This is a genomic window from Streptomyces sp. NPDC044719 (assembly GCF_056433405.1).
This window is the reverse complement of sequence record NZ_JBWKHE010000004.1, coordinates 534,740-549,521: the sequence shown is the minus strand read 5'-3', so window position 1 is coordinate 549,521 and position 14,782 is coordinate 534,740. Positions and strand designations below refer to the sequence as shown.

Genomic DNA, 14,782 nt, shown 5'->3' with positions numbered 1-14,782 from the left:
CGCGGACGGGGGTCTTTCATACGGTCGTCCCATGGACGTCATCGAGCTCCTCCCCCGTCTCCACCTCCTGCGTTTCCCTGTGGGCCAGGCCTACCTCTGGCGCGACGGCGACGAGCTGACGCTGGTCGACGCCGGTCCGGCGGGCTCCGCCGCCCTGATCGCGGAGGCGGTGTCCGCGCTCGGCCGGGATCCCCGGGACGTACGGCGGATCGTGCTCACCCACTTCCACGAGGACCACGTGGGCGGGGCGGGCGAGCTCGCCGTGCTCAGCGGTGCCGAGGTGCTGGTCCACCGGCTCGACGCGCCCGTCGTGCGGGGTGACGTCCCGGGCCCGGACCCGGAGTTCGAGGACTGGGAGCGGCCGCTGCACGAGCGGGCGGCGAAGCTGCTGCCGACGGGCGGTTTCGTCCGGCCGCCGGTGGTCACCGAGTTGTCGGGCGGCGAGGTCCTGGACATGGGCGGCGGGGCGCACGTCGTGCACGTCCCGGGGCACACGCACGGCAGCATCGCGCTCCATCTCCCGGAGCACGGGGTGCTGTTCACGGGCGACACGGTCGCGGCGTCGCCCGTGGACGGGGCTGTGATGCCCGGCGTGTTCAACCTCGATCGCGCCCAGGTCCTCGCGGCCTGCCGGCGACTGGCCGAGCTGGACGCGGACGTGGCCTGCTTTGGTCACGGGGATCCGGTGCGGGGGCAGGCGGCTCGGGCCCTGCGGAGCACGGTGGATGACCCCGCCTAGTCCAGCGCCGGGTCCAGGACGAGGTCCTCCTCACGCGCGGTGAGGGAGGGCTCCTCCGGGAAGTGGCAGGCCGTCAGATGGCCGGAGGGACTGCCCTCGACCCGCACGAGTGGCGGTTCCTCGGTGGCGCACCTGTCCTGGGCCTTCCAGCAGCGGGTGCGGAAGCGGCAGCCGGAGGGCGGGTCGATCGGGGAGGGCACGTCCCCGGCCAGCCGGATGCGTTCGCGCCGCTGAGTGGCGTCCGGGTCGGCCTCCGGTACGGCGGACAGCAGCGCGTGGGTGTAGGGGTGCCGGGGCCGGGTGTAGAGCGACTCGCGGTCGGCGACCTCGACGATCTTGCCGAGGTACATCACGGCGACCCGCTCGGAGAAGTGCCGTACGACGGCGAGGTCGTGGGCGATGAAGACGAAGGCGATGCCGAACTCCCGCTGGAGGTCCTGGAGCAGGTTGACGACCTGCGCCTGGATGGAGACGTCCAGCGCGGAGACGGGTTCGTCGGCGACGATCAGCTTCGGCCGCAGGGCGAGCGCACGGGCGATGCCGATGCGCTGGCGCTGGCCTCCGGAGAACTCGTTGGGGTAGCGGTTGTAGTGCTCGGGGTTGAGGCCCACGGTCTCCAGGAGTTCCTGGACGCGTCGTTTGTGGCCCTGGGGCGGATTGATGCCGTTGAGCCGCATGGGCGTCTCGACGATGGTGCCGACGGTGTGCCGGGGGTTCAGCGACGAGTACGGGTCCTGGAAGATCATCTGGAGGTTGCGGCGGGCTTCCCGCATCCGTGCGGCGGGCCGGTGGGTGATGTCCTCGCCGTCGAACAGGACGGAGCCGCCGGTGGGTTCGAGCAGCCGCGTGATCAGGCGGCCCGTGGTCGACTTGCCGCAGCCGGACTCGCCGACCAGTCCCAGCGACTCGCCGGGCCCGACCGCGAAGTCGATGCCGTCGACGGCTCGTACGGCCCCGATCTGCCGCTGGAAGACGATGCCCTGCCGGAGGGGGAAGTGCTTCTGCAGACCCCGCACTTCGAGGAGGTGCTCGCCGGTGGGGCGGTCGATGGTCTGGCCCGTGAGGGGCTCGGTGGTGCTCACGGCTTGCTCCCTTTCGTCCGCCGCCGTCACTGCGCGTCCCGTACGGCTGCGGCGCCACGTTCGTCGGGTCCGGCTCCGCCACGGTCGTCCGGGCCGGCTCCGCCGCGGATCTCCTGCTTGGCCTCGTCGGTGAGATGGCACGCGGCGAGGTGCCCCGCGGTGCCGGAGACGAGGCGCAGTTCGGGCCGATCCACGGTGCACCGCCCCTCCGGCACCCAGCCCTTGTAGGCGCAGCGGGGGTTGAAGGAGCAGCCGTCCGGCAGGTTGATCAGGCTCGGCGGTGTGCCGGGGATCGGGTTCAGCCGCTCGCCGACGTCGCCGGTGAGGTGCGGCATCGACTGCAACAGGCCCCAGGTGTAGGGGTGCTGAGGCTGCTTGAGCACTTCGCGGGTGGTGCCGTACTCGATGCGGCGGCCGCCGTACATCACCAGGATGTCGTCGGCGACGTCGGAGACCACACCGAGGTCGTGCGTGATGATGACGACGGCGGAGCCGAACTCCTCCTGCAGATCGCGGATCAGGTCGAGGATCTGCGCCTGGACGGTGACGTCAAGGGCGGTGGTGGGTTCGTCGGCGATGAGCAGGGCGGGGTCGCAGACCAGGGACATGGCGATCATGGCGCGCTGCCGCATGCCGCCGGAGAACTGGTGCGGATAGTCCCTGACGCGACGCTCGGGCTGCGGGATGCCGACCCGCTTGAGCATCTCCACGGCCCGCTCCCTGGCCTCCTTCTTGGAGACCTTGTGGTGCACGCGGTAGGCCTCGGCGATCTGGGCGCCGACGGTGAAGAAGGGGTGCAGCGCGGAGAGCGGGTCCTGGAAGATCATGGAGACCGTACGGCCGCGCAGTTCGCGCATCTCGGCCTCGGGCAGGGCGACGAGCTCTCTGCCCTCCAGCCGGATCTCGCCGGAGACCCGGGCGCGGGTGCCCTTGTGCAGTCCGAGCAGGGCCAGCGAGGTCACCGACTTGCCGGAGCCTGACTCGCCGACGATGCCGAGGGTCTGGCCCTTCTCCAGGGTGAAGGAGACGCCGTCGACGGATTTGACGAGGCCGTCCTCGGTCGGGAAGTGCACCCTCAGGTCGGTCACGTCGAGGAAGGGTGCGGGCGCGGGCATGACGTCCGCGGGCTGCGGTGAGGTCTGAACGGACACGGGTGTTCCTAAGGACGAAAGAAGGGCTCAGGCGAGGCGTACGCGCGGGTCGACGAGGCCGTACACCAGGTCGACGACGACGTTGGCGAGGACGACGAACGTCGCGGCGAAGAGGGTGGTGCCGAGGATGACCGGCAGATCGGAGTTCTGGACGGAGTCGACGGCGAGCTTGCCGATGCCGTTGATGCCGAAGACCGACTCGGTGATGACCGCGGAGCCGCCGATCAGGGAGCCGACGTCCATGCCGAAGATGGTGATGATGGGGGTGATGGCGGCCCGCAGCCCGTGCTTGAGGACGACGGTGGCGGCCGGCAGGCCTTTGGCACGGGCGGTGCGCATGTAGTCCTCGGCGAAGACCTCCAGCATGGAGGAGCGGGTGAGCCGGGTGTACATCGCGAGGTAGACGATGACCAGGGTGGTCCACGGCAGGATCAGCCCCTGGAACCAGCCGGCCGGATCCTCCGTGATCGGGGTGTAGCCGGAGGTCGGCAGGATCTGGAACTTGTCGACGAAGAGGTACAGCAGGAGCAGGCCGATGAAGTAGATCTGCACCGACACGCCGAACAGGGCCAGTCCGACCGCTGCCTTGTCGGCCGCTCTGCCCCGGCGGACGGCGGCGACGGTGCCGAGGCCGACCCCCAGGAGCAGGAACGCCACCGCGGCGCCGAGACCGAGGGAGAGGTCCGCCGGGAAGTCCTGGAGCAGTGTCGTCAGCACGGGGGTGTCGGTCTGGAAGGAGACGCCGAGGCAGGGCGCGCCGCAGTGGATGCGGACGCTCTGGTCGCCGTAGTCACGCCCGGCGATCAGGCCCTTGAGGAACTCCCAGTACTGCGTCAGATAGCTCTGGTCCAGGCCCAGCGAGTGCTTGATCTCCGCGAGGCGGGAGGGGGAGCAGGTCTTTCCGCAGGCCAGGAGTGCGGGGTCGGACGGCAGCGCGAAGAAGATGAAGAAGGTGATCGTGGTGATCACCAGCATGATCACGGCCGCTGCCAGCAGGCGTCTGATGAGGTAACGAAACATGGGGTGCCGGGACCTGACGTGAGTGGGATGCCCGCCGGCGGCCGGAACCGCCGGCGGGGTTCAAAGGAGAGGCGTCAGTGCTTGACGTAGACGTGGACCAGGCTCGGCTCGGCCACGATCGAGTCGGGGATGACACCGCCGACCTTGGAGCCGGACATCTCGGTGAAGTTCATGTACATCAGCGGGACCACGGCGGCGTCCTTGAGGATCTGCCGGTCCATCTGCCCGTAGGCCGCGTTGCGCTGACCGAGGTCGGTCATCCTGGCGGCCTTGTCGATCAGCGTGTTGACCTTGGGGTCGTTCAGGTACGACAGGTCCTGGTTGGCCTGGGGGTTCTTCTTGATCAGGCGGCCGTCGAAGAGGGTCGGCAGCACCGTGGAGGCGTTCGGCCAGTCGGCGATCCAGTCGCCCCAGGTCAGGTCGTACTGGTTCTTCGTGTTGTCGATGGTGCTGAAGTAGTTCGACGCGTCGATCGGGGAGATGTTGACGTGGATGCCGATGCGCCCCAGCGCGGTCTTCACCGCGTCGGCGAAGTGCTCCTGGGTGGGGGTGTTCTCCACCGCGATGGACATGGCGGGCTTCGGGTTGCCCGCCTGCTTCATCAGGGCCTTTGCCTTGGCCAGGTTGCCCGCCGGGTTGGCGCTGTAGTCGTTGAACTTCTGGTAGCCGCCGATGCCGGGGCTCAGCATCGTGGTGGCGTAGTCGCCGTACGCGGAGCCGCCGAAGGCGCCGCGGACCGTGGTCTTGTCGATGGCGTATTCGATCGCCTGGCGGACCCGGAGGTCCTTGACGCGGGTGGTGTTGATGGCCAGGTAGTTGATGCCGGGCGCGGGGATCTTGTAGTAACGGCTCTTGAGGGAGGGGTCGTTGGCCATCTGAGCCAGGTCCGAGCCCGCGATCGGCCACTGCTGGATCGACGTCTGGGCGGCGCCGGCGTCGGCCTTGAGCTGCTGGTCGATGGCCGACTCGTCCTGGCCGAACTTGACGTCCATCCCGTCGACGTTCTGCTGCCGGATCGGGTCGGTCGACTGCGACCAGTTCTTGTTGCGGGTGAGGACGAGTTCCTTGTTCTTGGTGTACGACTTGATCATGTACGGGCCGTCGGACCAGACCTTGGTGTCGTAGGTCGAGCCGGTGTCGTGGGCCTTGGGCACTGCGGACCAGCCGGTCATGGTGGTGGTCTCGTTGAAGTCGGCCACCGGCTGGTTCAGATGGAAGACGACGGTGTACTTGTCCGGCGTCTGGATGGAGTCGAGCTGCTTGCCCTGGTAGGGCCCCTTGTAGTCGGAGCCGCCGACGAGCCACTGGGAGGCGTAGGGCGGGCCGCCGTTGATGTCGGAGGAGAAGAAGCGCTCGACGCCGTACTTGACGTCCGGCGCGGTGACCTCGGTGCCGTCCTGGTACTTGACGCCGTGCCGCAGGTGGAAGGTCCAGACCGTGGCGCCCTTGCTCGGCGTTCCGGTGTCGGTGGCCAGGTCGCCGACCAGCTTCGGCTTGGGGCCCGTCTCGTCCCAGCCGGTGAGGGTCCGGACGATCTCCTGGTCCATGCTCTGACCCTCGGTCGTGTAGACGCGCTGGGGGTCGAGGTGGTCGTAGTCCGCCTTGTTCAGGATGGTCAGGGTGCCGCCCTTGCCAGGGGCGCCGCTGCCACTGTCGCCGGAGGACCCTCCGCATGCGGTGGCCCCCAGGGCGATCATCACGGCGGAGGCCGTGAGAGCGACCGTGCGCGATCTGCGCGTGCTGCGCGTCATTGAGGAAACTCCTTCTTGCTACGGGCGCGGCGGCCGTTCGTGGGACCGCCGGGCCGAAAACTCGGGGGGTGGCTTTGTCAGCCGCGCCGGGCGCGGGGATCCAGGGCGTCCCGGACGCCGTCCCCGAGGAGGTTGAGCGCCAGGACCAGGAGGAAGAGCAGGACACCGGGCACGAAGAGGTACATCGGGTCCTGGAGGAAGAACTGGGATGCGTCCGAGAGCAGCGCTCCCCAGTCGGGGTTGGGCGGGATGACGCCGACGCCCAGGTACGACAGGGCCGCCTCGGTGGTGATGTTCTGCGGGACGGCGAGCGCGAAGGAGATCAGGATCGGCGCCCACAGGTTGGGCAGCAGCTGCCGGAAGAGGATGTGCCGCCGGCCGGCGCTCATCAGCCGTGCGGCGTCGACGAACTCCCGCTCGCGCAGGGACAGTACCTGCCCGCGCACCAGACGGGCGGTGTACGCCCAGGCGAAGACGGCGATGTTGAGGACCAGGACGAGGAGGCGGAGGTTCTCGTCGGTGCCGCCGTGGGTGTTGGTCTGCAGCGCGTTCTGGATCACCGGGGTGAGCGCGATGATGAACAGCAGCTGCGGGAACGCCAGCATCACGTCCATGATCCGGGACAGCAGGGAGTCGACCCAGCCGCCGAAGTAGCCGGCCGCGAGCCCCGCGACGACACCGACCACGGTGGACAGCACGGCCGAGGCGAAGCCCACGTACAGGGAGGTGCGCAGGCCGTAGACGATGCGGGCGAACAGGTCGTAGCCCGTGCCCGGTTCGACGCCGAGCAGATGGTGGGCGCTGATGCCGCCCAGCGATCCGTAGGGAAAGTTGCCCGTGTCCGGGTCGATCGCCCTGTTGTCGGGGGTGATCGGTCCCCAGCTGGTCAGCGCGGTGAGGACCGGTGCGAGCAGGGCGATCACGATGAACAGGACGGTGGCCGCCAGGGCGGCCGTGGTGACCTTGTCCCGCCTGATCCGTCGCCAGGCCATCCGGGCCGGTGAGCGGCCGGCGACGAGCGGGCCGCCGGGTCTGCTGTCCTGCGTCGACGGCTCGGTCAGCAGCGCGGTGCCGCCGCCGGTGTCGACCGGCTGGTGTTGCGTGGTCATCGTTCGGACATCCCGGATCTGCCCCTGAGGCAAGGAAATTGAGTGGCGGTCGTGAGCGCCGCCGTGAGACATTGCGGACTTTCGCAATGCCGTGCGAGGCCGGTCAAGCCGAGCAGGGGCCAGAAAAGGGATTGTTTGCGGTCATGGCGAAGTGTTGACGAGAGCGGGGAATGTGATTACCCGCCGCGTGAGGGAATGAGGGCGATTCCTTGGGCGGTGATTGGCATTGCTTCCGGGCGCGTTTCCTCTCGCTTTTCCCTCGGAATCCCCCGCGCCGGGTAAAGGGCACGCGCGCGGACCCCGGTTCAGCCGACGGGCACCCCGGCTTCCAGGTAGAACGCCGCTCCGCGTTCACGCGCCCTCAGGGCCCAGCGCAGCCGCTCGTAGCGCACCGGTGGCAGCAGGTCGGCGGCCTCCTCCTCGGTGACGAACCGCCAGTCGCGCAGCTCCGGCCCGGGCAGCAGCAGCCGGCTCGCATCCGCGGAGTCGAGGAGACCGCCGTCGAAGAGGAGCCGCAGGCCGCCGAAGCCAGGGGGCGCGGGGCGCTCCCAGTCGACGACGAGCAGGCTCGGCACCTCGTCGAGGTGGATGCCGGTCTCCTCGGCGACCTCCCGTACACCGGCCCTGGCGGGCGCCTCACCGGGTTCGACGACTCCGCCGGGGAACTCCCAGCCGGCCTTGTAGGTGGGGTCGACGAGCAGCACCCGGTCTCGTTCGTCGAAGAGGAGCACACCGGCGGCGAGCGTCTCGGCGGTGGGCTCGGGCGTCTGCACGATGTCGCAGACGGGCACGGAGCCGCCCTGCACGGCCTCGGCGATGCGGGCGGCGGTCTCGTACGGGGTGAGGTCGCTGGTGTCGACCAGGTGCGCGTCCGCGGTGAGCCAGGAGGCGAGCGCGGCCCGGTACGGCTCGATGTGGTCGAAGGACCACTGGCGTATTCGTGTCTCGCCCTCGGGGAGGTCCCGCGGAACCTCGCGGCCCGCTATGCGCTCCCGCAGTATCGTTTCGGCCGGAGCGAGCAGGATGTGGCTGACCGGAATCCTGCGCGCGGCCAGGCCGCCGAAGATCTCGTCGCGGTACTCCTGACGCAGCAGCGTCATCGGGACCACCAGGGTTCCGCCGAGCTCGGCGAGCATCGCGGCCGCCGTGTCGATCACGAGCCGTCGCCAGATCGGCAGGTCCTGGAAGTCGCCGACCTCGGCGAGGCGCTTGGGCGGCAGCAGATACCGGAGCGCTCCGCCGATCACCTCGGGGTCGAAGAGCGTGCTGTTCGGGATCAGTTCGATCAGTTCCTGTGCGGTGGTGGTCTTCCCCGCACCGAACGCGCCGTTGATCCAGACGACGGTCACAGGTCCCCCTCTTCTGTTGGCCCCCTGAGGCTTGCCCGCTCCACCCTGCCACGGAAACCAGCCCCAGTTGAGGGCGCATGACGACGGCGCCGGCGCCCCCCTCACGCGGGGAGCGCCGGCGCCGTGAGCCGAGGCCGGAGCGGCTCGTCAGCCCTTCTTCTTCTGGACGCCCTTCTTCTGGGCACCCTTCTTCTTCTGGACGCCGTCCTTCCCTGCCACGGACAGGCCGTCCTTGCCGACGGCCTGGTTGAGCGTGTTGAGAGTCTCGTCCACGTTGATCCCGGGGAGCTTCTCTCCGACAGCGTGCGACGGGGTGACCGCCGCGACGACGAAGCCGGTGGCCAGGGAGGCGATGGCGAGCATGCTGCGCTTCTTCATGACCGACTCAACTGCCGGACCCGCTCCGGGGTCACGCCACTGGGCCGTTCGGGCGACGCGACGGCCTCACTCGGGACCGGTGTCCCAGGTCCCGGGCCCGCCGCCGCGCCATTCGATCAGCCCCGACGTCGCCGCATACGCCTCGTCCGCGTCCTCGATCCCCGCCCGCCGCAGGAACTCGGCGACGTCCAGCAGCCCGTAAGCGATCCCGAGGAACTGGTCGTCCACACGGACCCGCCGGCCACCGTCCGCGGCGGGCGGGTAGACCACGACGGGTTTCACGGACGCCATGGCACCAGGGTGCGCGGGTACGGCGCCGGGCGCCCGCCGGGGTGGGCCGTTCAGCCGACCCGCTGTGCCTGTTCCGAGGCGCCCACGTAGTCCGCGAGATGCTCCCCGGTCAGGGTGGAGCGGGCCTCGACGAGTTCGGCCGGGGTGCCTTCGAAGACGATCCGGCCGCCGTCGTGTCCGGCGCCCGGGCCGAGGTCGATGATCCAGTCGGCGTGCGCCATGACGGCCTGGTGGTGCTCGATGACGATGACCGACTTCCCCGCGTCGACGAGCCGGTCGAGCAGCCCGAGCAGCTGCTCCACGTCGGCGAGGTGGAGGCCGGTGGTCGGCTCGTCGAGTACGTAGACACCACCCTTGTCACCCATGTGCGTGGCCAGCTTGAGCCGCTGCCGCTCGCCCCCGGAGAGCGTGGTCAGCGGCTGGCCGAGGGTGAGGTAGCCGAGCCCGACGTCCGCCATCCGCTCGATGATCCGGTGGGCCGCGGGGGTGCGCGCCTCACCGGCGCCGAAGAACTTCTCCGCCTCGCTCACGGACATCGCCAGCACCTCGCTGATGTCGCGGCCGCCGAAGCGGTACTCCAGCACCGACGCCTCGAACCGCTTGCCCTCGCACACCTCACAGGGGGTGGCGACGCTCTGCATGATCGCCAGGTCGGTGTAGATGACGCCGGCGCCGTTGCAGGTGGGGCAGGCGCCCTCGGAGTTGGCGCTGAAGAGCGCCGGCTTCACCCCGTTGGCCTTGGCGAAGGCCTTGCGGATCGGGTCGGCCAGCCCGGTGTACGTCGCCGGGTTGCTGCGCCGGGAACCGCGGATCGCGGTCTGGTCGATCGACACCACACCCTCGTCGGTGGGGATCGAGCCGTGCACGAGCGAACTCTTGCCGGACCCTGCGACGCCGGTGACGACGGTGAGCACGCCGAGCGGGATGTCGACATCGACGTTCTGGAGGTTGTTCGCCCTCGCGCCGCGGATCGCGAGCGTGCCGGTGGGCTTGCGGACCGTCTCCTTCAACGCCGCCCGGTCGCCGAGATGACGGCCGGTGACGGTGTCGCTCTTGCGCAGCCCCTCCAGGGTGCCCTCGAAGGTGACAGTGCCGCCCTCCGTGCCGGCGCCGGGACCGAGGTCCACGACATGGTCGGCGATGGCGATCGTCTCCGGCTTGTGCTCCACGACGAGCACGGTGTTGCCCTTGTCGCGCAGCCTCAGCAGCAGGTTGTTCATCCGCTGGATGTCATGGGGGTGCAGTCCGATGGTCGGCTCGTCGAAGACGTATGTGACGTCGGTGAGCGAGGAACCGAGGTGCCGGATCATCTTGGTGCGCTGCGCCTCGCCGCCGGAGAGCGTGCCCGAGGCCCGGTCGAGCGAGAGATAGCCGAGGCCGATCTCCACGAACGAGTCCAGGGTGTGCCGGAGCTTGGCGAGCAGCGGTGCCACCGAAGGATCCTCGATCCCGCGGACCCATTCGGCCAGGTCGCGGATCTCCATCGCGCAGGCGTCGGCGATGTTGACCTTGCCGATCCTCGAGGAGCGGACCAGTTCGCTGAGCCGGGTGCCGTCGCACTCGGGACACTCGGCGAAGGTGACCGCCCGGTCCACGAAGGCCCGGATGTGCGGCTGCATCGACTCGCGGTCCTTGGCGAGGAAGGTCTTCTGGATCTTCGGGATCAGCCCCTCGTAGGTGAGGTTGACGCCGTTGACCTTCACCTTGGTCGGCTCGCGGTACAGGAAGTCGTGCCGCTCCTTCTTGGTGTACTTGCGGATGGGCTTCTCCTTGTCGAAGAAACCCGACTCGGCGATGACCCGCACCACCCAGCCGTCCCCGGTGTAGGTGGGGATGGTGAACGGGTCCTCGGAGAGCGACTTGGAGTCGTCGAACAGCTGGGTGAGGTCGATGTCGGAGACCTTGCCCCGGCCCTCGCAGTGCGTGCACATGCCGCCGGTACGGCTGAAGGTCACCTTCTGCGTCTTGGTCTTGTCGGTGCCCCGGTCGACCGTGATCCCGCCGCTCGCCGAGACCGAGGCGACGTTGAAGGAGAACGCGCCGGGCGGGCCGATGTGCGGCGTGCCGAGCCGGCTGAAGAGGATGCGCAGCATCGCGTTGGCGTCGGTGGCGGTGCCGACGGTGGAGCGCGGGTCGGACCCCATGCGCTGCTGGTCGACGGTGATCGCGGTGGTCAGCCCGTCCAGCACGTCCACCTCGGGCCGGGCGAGGTTCGGCATGAAGCCCTGCAGGAAGGCGCTGTAGGTCTCGTTGATCAGCCGCTGCGACTCCGCGGCGATCGTGTCGAACACCAGCGAGCTCTTGCCCGAGCCGGAGACGCCCGTGAACACTGTGAGCCTGCGCTTCGGAATCTCGATGCTGACATCCTTGAGGTTGTTCTCGCGCGCACCGTGCACGCGGATCACGTCATGGCTGTCGGCAGCGTGCGGCCCGGGCGACCGTCTGTCCGTCGTCGTGGCCTTGCTCATCGTGTCTCCATCTGTCGCTCGGACGTTCTGTCCCCCCGCACCGAACCGGTGGGGGTGCGGCGCGGGGGATGCGGGAGCCGGCGGTACCGCCGTGCCCTACGAGGCTCCCGCCGGGGTGAGGCGTCGGTTCCGTGAGCCGGCCGCTGCTACGGCCTCACGGCTTCAGCTGCTGGATGCGGATCATGTTGCCCGCGGGGTCGCGGAAGGCACAGTCACGGACGCCGTACGGCTGGTCGACCGGCTCCTGGACCACCTCGGCGTCGCCCGCCTGCAACCGCTCGAAGGCGCCGTCGACGTCGGTGGTGGCCAGGACGATGCTCGCGTAGGTGCCCTTGGCCATCATCTCGGCGATGGTGCGGCCCTCGTCCTCGGTGATGCCCGGGTCGGCGGCCGGCGGATGCAGGACGATGCTGGTGCCGGGCTGGCCCACGGGGCCGACCGTGATCCAGCGCATGCCCTCGTACCCGACGTCGCCCCGGACTTCGAAGCCGAGGGTGTCGCGGTAGAACGCCAGAGCGGCGTCCGGGTCGTCGTGCGGCAGGAAACTGGCGTGAATGTTGAGGTCCATGGCCACCACGCTAGTTTCGGCCCGGGGCGGGCGCTTCTCGATTCCTGACCGGTCTGGTGACCTGCTTCGCCACGCACGACGGGATCCCCGCGGTCGCGCGCGCCGCCTCGCGCCGGTAGGCGCTGGGCGGCATGCCGACCAGCTCCGTGAAGCGGGTGCTGAAGGTGCCCAGCGACGAGCAACCGACCTCGAAACACACCTCGGTGACACTGAGGTCGCCACGGCGCAGCAGGGTCATCGCACGCTCGATGCGCCGCGTCATGAGGTAGCTGTACGGCGACTCGCCGTACGCCTGCCGGAACTCGCGGCTGAGATGCCCGGCCGACATGTGCACGCCCCGGGCCAGTGCCTCCACGTCCAGCGGCTGCGCGTACTCCCGGTCGATCCGGTCCTTGACCCGGCGCAGGCGCGCGAGGTCACGCAGGCGCTGCGCCGAGGTGGGTCTGCTGCTCACATGCCGGATCGTGCCACATCGCACAGACATTCGGTCGATTTCGGCGGAAGAGCCGGTAATCCCGGGCCGGTACCTGTCAGGTGAAGTACGTGTCGAACCTTCCGATCCACCATGCCGCGAGCGGCAGGAGGCACAGTCGCACGCCCGCCGTGATCCAGCAGCGGCCGAGCACCGCGCGGCCGAAGGTCCGCCACGGGGTGGCGCGCAGCGCGCTCACGACTGCGGCCTGGTATCCCGGTCTCACACCCCCGCCGCGGCCGCTTCCGTCCGCTTCGCGAGCGCTGCCGCCGCGGCGCCCACCAGGCCCGCGTCGGTGCCCATCTGGGCCGGTGCCACGGTCAGCCGCTGGACGAAGGACAGGGTCGCGTAGGCGCTCAGAGCCTTGCGCAGAGGCGTGAAGAGGACGTCGCCCGCCTTGCCCACTCCCCCGCCGATCACCGCTATGTCGATCTCCACGAGGGTCGCCGTGGCGGCGATCCCGGCGGCCAGGGCCTGTGCGGCACGCTCGAAGGAGGCGACCGCGACCGGGTCGCCGGACCGGGCGGCGGCGGCCACCGCGGCCGCGGAGGTGTCCCCGTCGGGGCCGGGCCGCCAGCCGTGCTCCAGGGCCCGCCGGGCGATGTTGGGACCGCTCGCGATGCGCTCGACGCAGCCGTGCGAGCCGCACGGGCACAGATCGCCGTCCAGGTCCACGCTGATGTGGCCGATATGACCGGCGTTGCCGGTCGGCCCGGGGTGCAGCCGGCCGCCGAGCACCAGGCCGCCGCCGACACCCGTGGAGACGACCATGCACAGCGCGTTGTCATGGCCACGGGCGGCGCCCTGCCAGTGTTCGGCCGCCGTGATCGCCACACCGTCGCCGATCAGCTCGACGGGCAGGTCCCCGGCCGCGGCCCGGACGCGTCCGACGAGCGGATAGTCGCGCCAGCCGGGCACATTCACCGGACTCACCGTCCCCGCCGAGGCGTCCACGGGCCCGGCGCTGCCGATGCCCACGGCCGTAGCGCGTTCCCACAGCGGAGCGGCGGTGAGCTCGCCGAGCACCTCCGCCACGGCCCGCATCACGGTGTCGCCGTCCTCCCGGGCGGGCGTCGGCCGCTGGGCGCGGACCAGGATCCGGCCATGGCCGTCCACCAGAGCGCCGGCGATCTTGGTGCCGCCGATGTCGAGCGCGGCCACGAGGTCGGTGTGCATCAGTGTCGGATCTCCCCGTCAACCATGAGAAAGAACGTCGAGCGGTACTGAGAAATACTGGGAATCGAATCGCGGTGGACAGTCTCCCCCGAGCCTGACAACGTTGTCCAGGCTCTATGCTCGACGCCACATCCTCATACAAACCCAGGACCGACGCACCCCCGTGGACGACAGGACAGGACACCGCACCGTGCCCCAGACCCCCCTCCGATCCGCAACGCGCTACGGCACCCGTCCGACCATGAAGGACGTCGCGGCACGCGCCGGAGTCGGGCTCAAGACGGTGTCCCGGGTGGTGAACGGCGAGCCGGGGGTCACCCCGGAGACGGAGCGGCGGGTCCAGGAGGCGATCGACGCCCTCGGTTTCCGCCGCAACGACAGCGCACGGGTGCTGCGCAAGGGCCGTACGGCCAGCATCGGCCTGGTCCTGGAGGACCTCGCGGACCCGTTCTACGGGCCGCTGAGCCGCTCGGTCGAGGAGGTGGCCCGTGCGCACGGCGCCCTGCTGATCAACGGCTCCAGCGCGGAGGACCCGGAGCGCGAGCAGGAGCTGGTGCTGGCCCTGTGCGCGCGGCGGGTGGACGGGCTGGTGGTGATCCCGGCCGGTGACGACCACCGGTATCTGGAGCCGGAGCTCAAGGCGGGTGTCGCCACGGTGTTCGTGGACCGGCCGGCCGGATACATCGACGCCGACGTGGTCCTGTCGGACAACTTCGGCGGCGCCCGCGACGGCGTCGCCCATCTCATCGCGCACGGGCACCGCCGGATCGGCTTCATCGGCGACATGCCCCGCATCCACACCGCCGCCGAGCGGCTGCGCGGCTACCGGGCCGCCATGGAGGACGCGGGCATACCGGTGGCGGACTCCTGGATGTCGCTCGGCGTCACCGACCCCGAGCGGGTGCGCAGGGCGGCCGAGGACATGCTGACCGGCCCGGACCCGGTCACCGCGATCTTCGCGGCCAACAACCGGGTGACGGTCACCGTGATCCGCGTGCTCGCCGAGCACACCCGCCGCGTCGCCCTGGTCGGCTTCGACGACATCGAGCTGGCCGATCTGCTCCAGCCGGGCGTCACGGTGGTCGCCCAGGACGCGGCGGACATCGGCCGCACCGCGGCGGAACGTCTCTTCCGGCAGCTGGACGGCACCCAGGTCGCCCCCGAGCGCATCGAGCTGCCGACCCGGCTGATCACCCGCGGCTCCGGCGAGCTGCCACCGGCGGACTGA

At 70.0% G+C, this 14,782-nt stretch carries 15 protein-coding genes; 2 read left to right on the top strand and 13 right to left on the bottom strand.

Features of this window, described 5'->3' with window-relative positions; all coding sequences use genetic code 11:
• Window positions 1-31 precede the first annotated feature (31 nt).
• Window positions 32-739, top strand: coding sequence for an MBL fold metallo-hydrolase (locus tag AC07DF_RS18500; RefSeq protein ID WP_478971914.1), 708 nt, complete (start codon window positions 32-34; stop codon window positions 737-739).
• Here the strand turns inward: AC07DF_RS18500 and AC07DF_RS18495 are convergent.
• From AC07DF_RS18495 to AC07DF_RS18435, 13 genes are all read right to left on the bottom strand, one after another.
• Window positions 736-1,821, bottom strand: a complete 1,086-nt coding sequence (locus AC07DF_RS18495) for an ABC transporter ATP-binding protein (RefSeq protein WP_478971912.1) — start codon at window positions 1,819-1,821, stop codon at window positions 736-738. The genes AC07DF_RS18500 and AC07DF_RS18495 overlap by 4 nt on opposite strands.
• A 26-nt stretch (window positions 1,822-1,847) precedes the next feature.
• Entirely contained in the window at window positions 1,848-2,972 is a 1,125-nt protein-coding gene (locus AC07DF_RS18490; RefSeq protein WP_478971910.1) for an ABC transporter ATP-binding protein, read from the bottom strand.
• A 27-nt stretch (window positions 2,973-2,999) separates the two neighbouring features.
• Window positions 3,000-3,992 (bottom strand): ABC transporter permease, encoded by a 993-nt coding sequence (locus tag AC07DF_RS18485; RefSeq protein WP_478971908.1) that lies wholly within the window; start codon window positions 3,990-3,992, stop codon window positions 3,000-3,002.
• A 74-nt stretch (window positions 3,993-4,066) separates the two neighbouring features.
• Window positions 4,067-5,743 carry an ABC transporter substrate-binding protein gene (locus tag AC07DF_RS18480; RefSeq protein ID WP_478971907.1) on the bottom strand — a complete coding sequence of 559 codons (1,677 nt, stop codon included), beginning with the start codon at window positions 5,741-5,743 and terminating at the stop codon, window positions 4,067-4,069.
• Window positions 5,744-5,820: 77 nt separating this feature from the next.
• Window positions 5,821-6,852, bottom strand: a complete 1,032-nt coding sequence (locus tag AC07DF_RS18475; protein ID WP_478971905.1) for an ABC transporter permease — start codon at window positions 6,850-6,852, stop codon at window positions 5,821-5,823.
• A gap of 305 nt (window positions 6,853-7,157) precedes the next feature.
• Window positions 7,158-8,201, bottom strand: a complete 1,044-nt coding sequence (locus tag AC07DF_RS18470; protein ID WP_478971903.1) for an NUDIX hydrolase — start codon at window positions 8,199-8,201, stop codon at window positions 7,158-7,160.
• 147 nt (window positions 8,202-8,348) lie between these two features.
• A complete protein-coding gene (locus AC07DF_RS18465; RefSeq protein ID WP_184595163.1) occupies window positions 8,349-8,579 on the bottom strand; it encodes a hypothetical protein in 231 nt (76 codons plus the stop codon).
• 66 nt (window positions 8,580-8,645) lie between these two features.
• A complete protein-coding gene (locus AC07DF_RS18460; RefSeq protein ID WP_478971901.1) occupies window positions 8,646-8,870 on the bottom strand; it encodes a hypothetical protein in 225 nt (74 codons plus the stop codon).
• 50 nt (window positions 8,871-8,920) lie between these two features.
• Entirely contained in the window at window positions 8,921-11,338 is a 2,418-nt protein-coding gene (locus AC07DF_RS18455; RefSeq protein ID WP_478971899.1) for an ATP-binding cassette domain-containing protein, read from the bottom strand.
• A 154-nt stretch (window positions 11,339-11,492) separates the two neighbouring features.
• Window positions 11,493-11,906 (bottom strand): VOC family protein, encoded by a 414-nt coding sequence (locus tag AC07DF_RS18450; RefSeq protein WP_478971897.1) that lies wholly within the window; start codon window positions 11,904-11,906, stop codon window positions 11,493-11,495.
• Window positions 11,907-11,916: 10 nt separating this feature from the next.
• Window positions 11,917-12,390, bottom strand: coding sequence for a helix-turn-helix transcriptional regulator (locus AC07DF_RS18445; RefSeq protein WP_478971895.1), 474 nt, complete (start codon window positions 12,388-12,390; stop codon window positions 11,917-11,919).
• A gap of 46 nt (window positions 12,391-12,436) precedes the next feature.
• Complete coding sequence (locus AC07DF_RS18440) at window positions 12,437-12,577, bottom strand: hypothetical protein (protein WP_478971893.1); 141 nt, start codon at window positions 12,575-12,577, stop codon at window positions 12,437-12,439.
• 23 nt (window positions 12,578-12,600) lie between these two features.
• The gene (locus tag AC07DF_RS18435) at window positions 12,601-13,554 is read right to left on the bottom strand and encodes an ROK family protein (RefSeq protein WP_478971891.1); all 954 of its coding nucleotides are present in this window, start codon (window positions 13,552-13,554) and stop codon (window positions 12,601-12,603) included.
• Between the two features lie 163 nt (window positions 13,555-13,717).
• Between AC07DF_RS18435 and AC07DF_RS18430 the strand changes: the two genes are divergently transcribed.
• The gene (locus AC07DF_RS18430; RefSeq protein WP_478971889.1) at window positions 13,718-14,782 is read left to right on the top strand and encodes a LacI family DNA-binding transcriptional regulator; all 1,065 of its coding nucleotides are present in this window, start codon (window positions 13,718-13,720) and stop codon (window positions 14,780-14,782) included.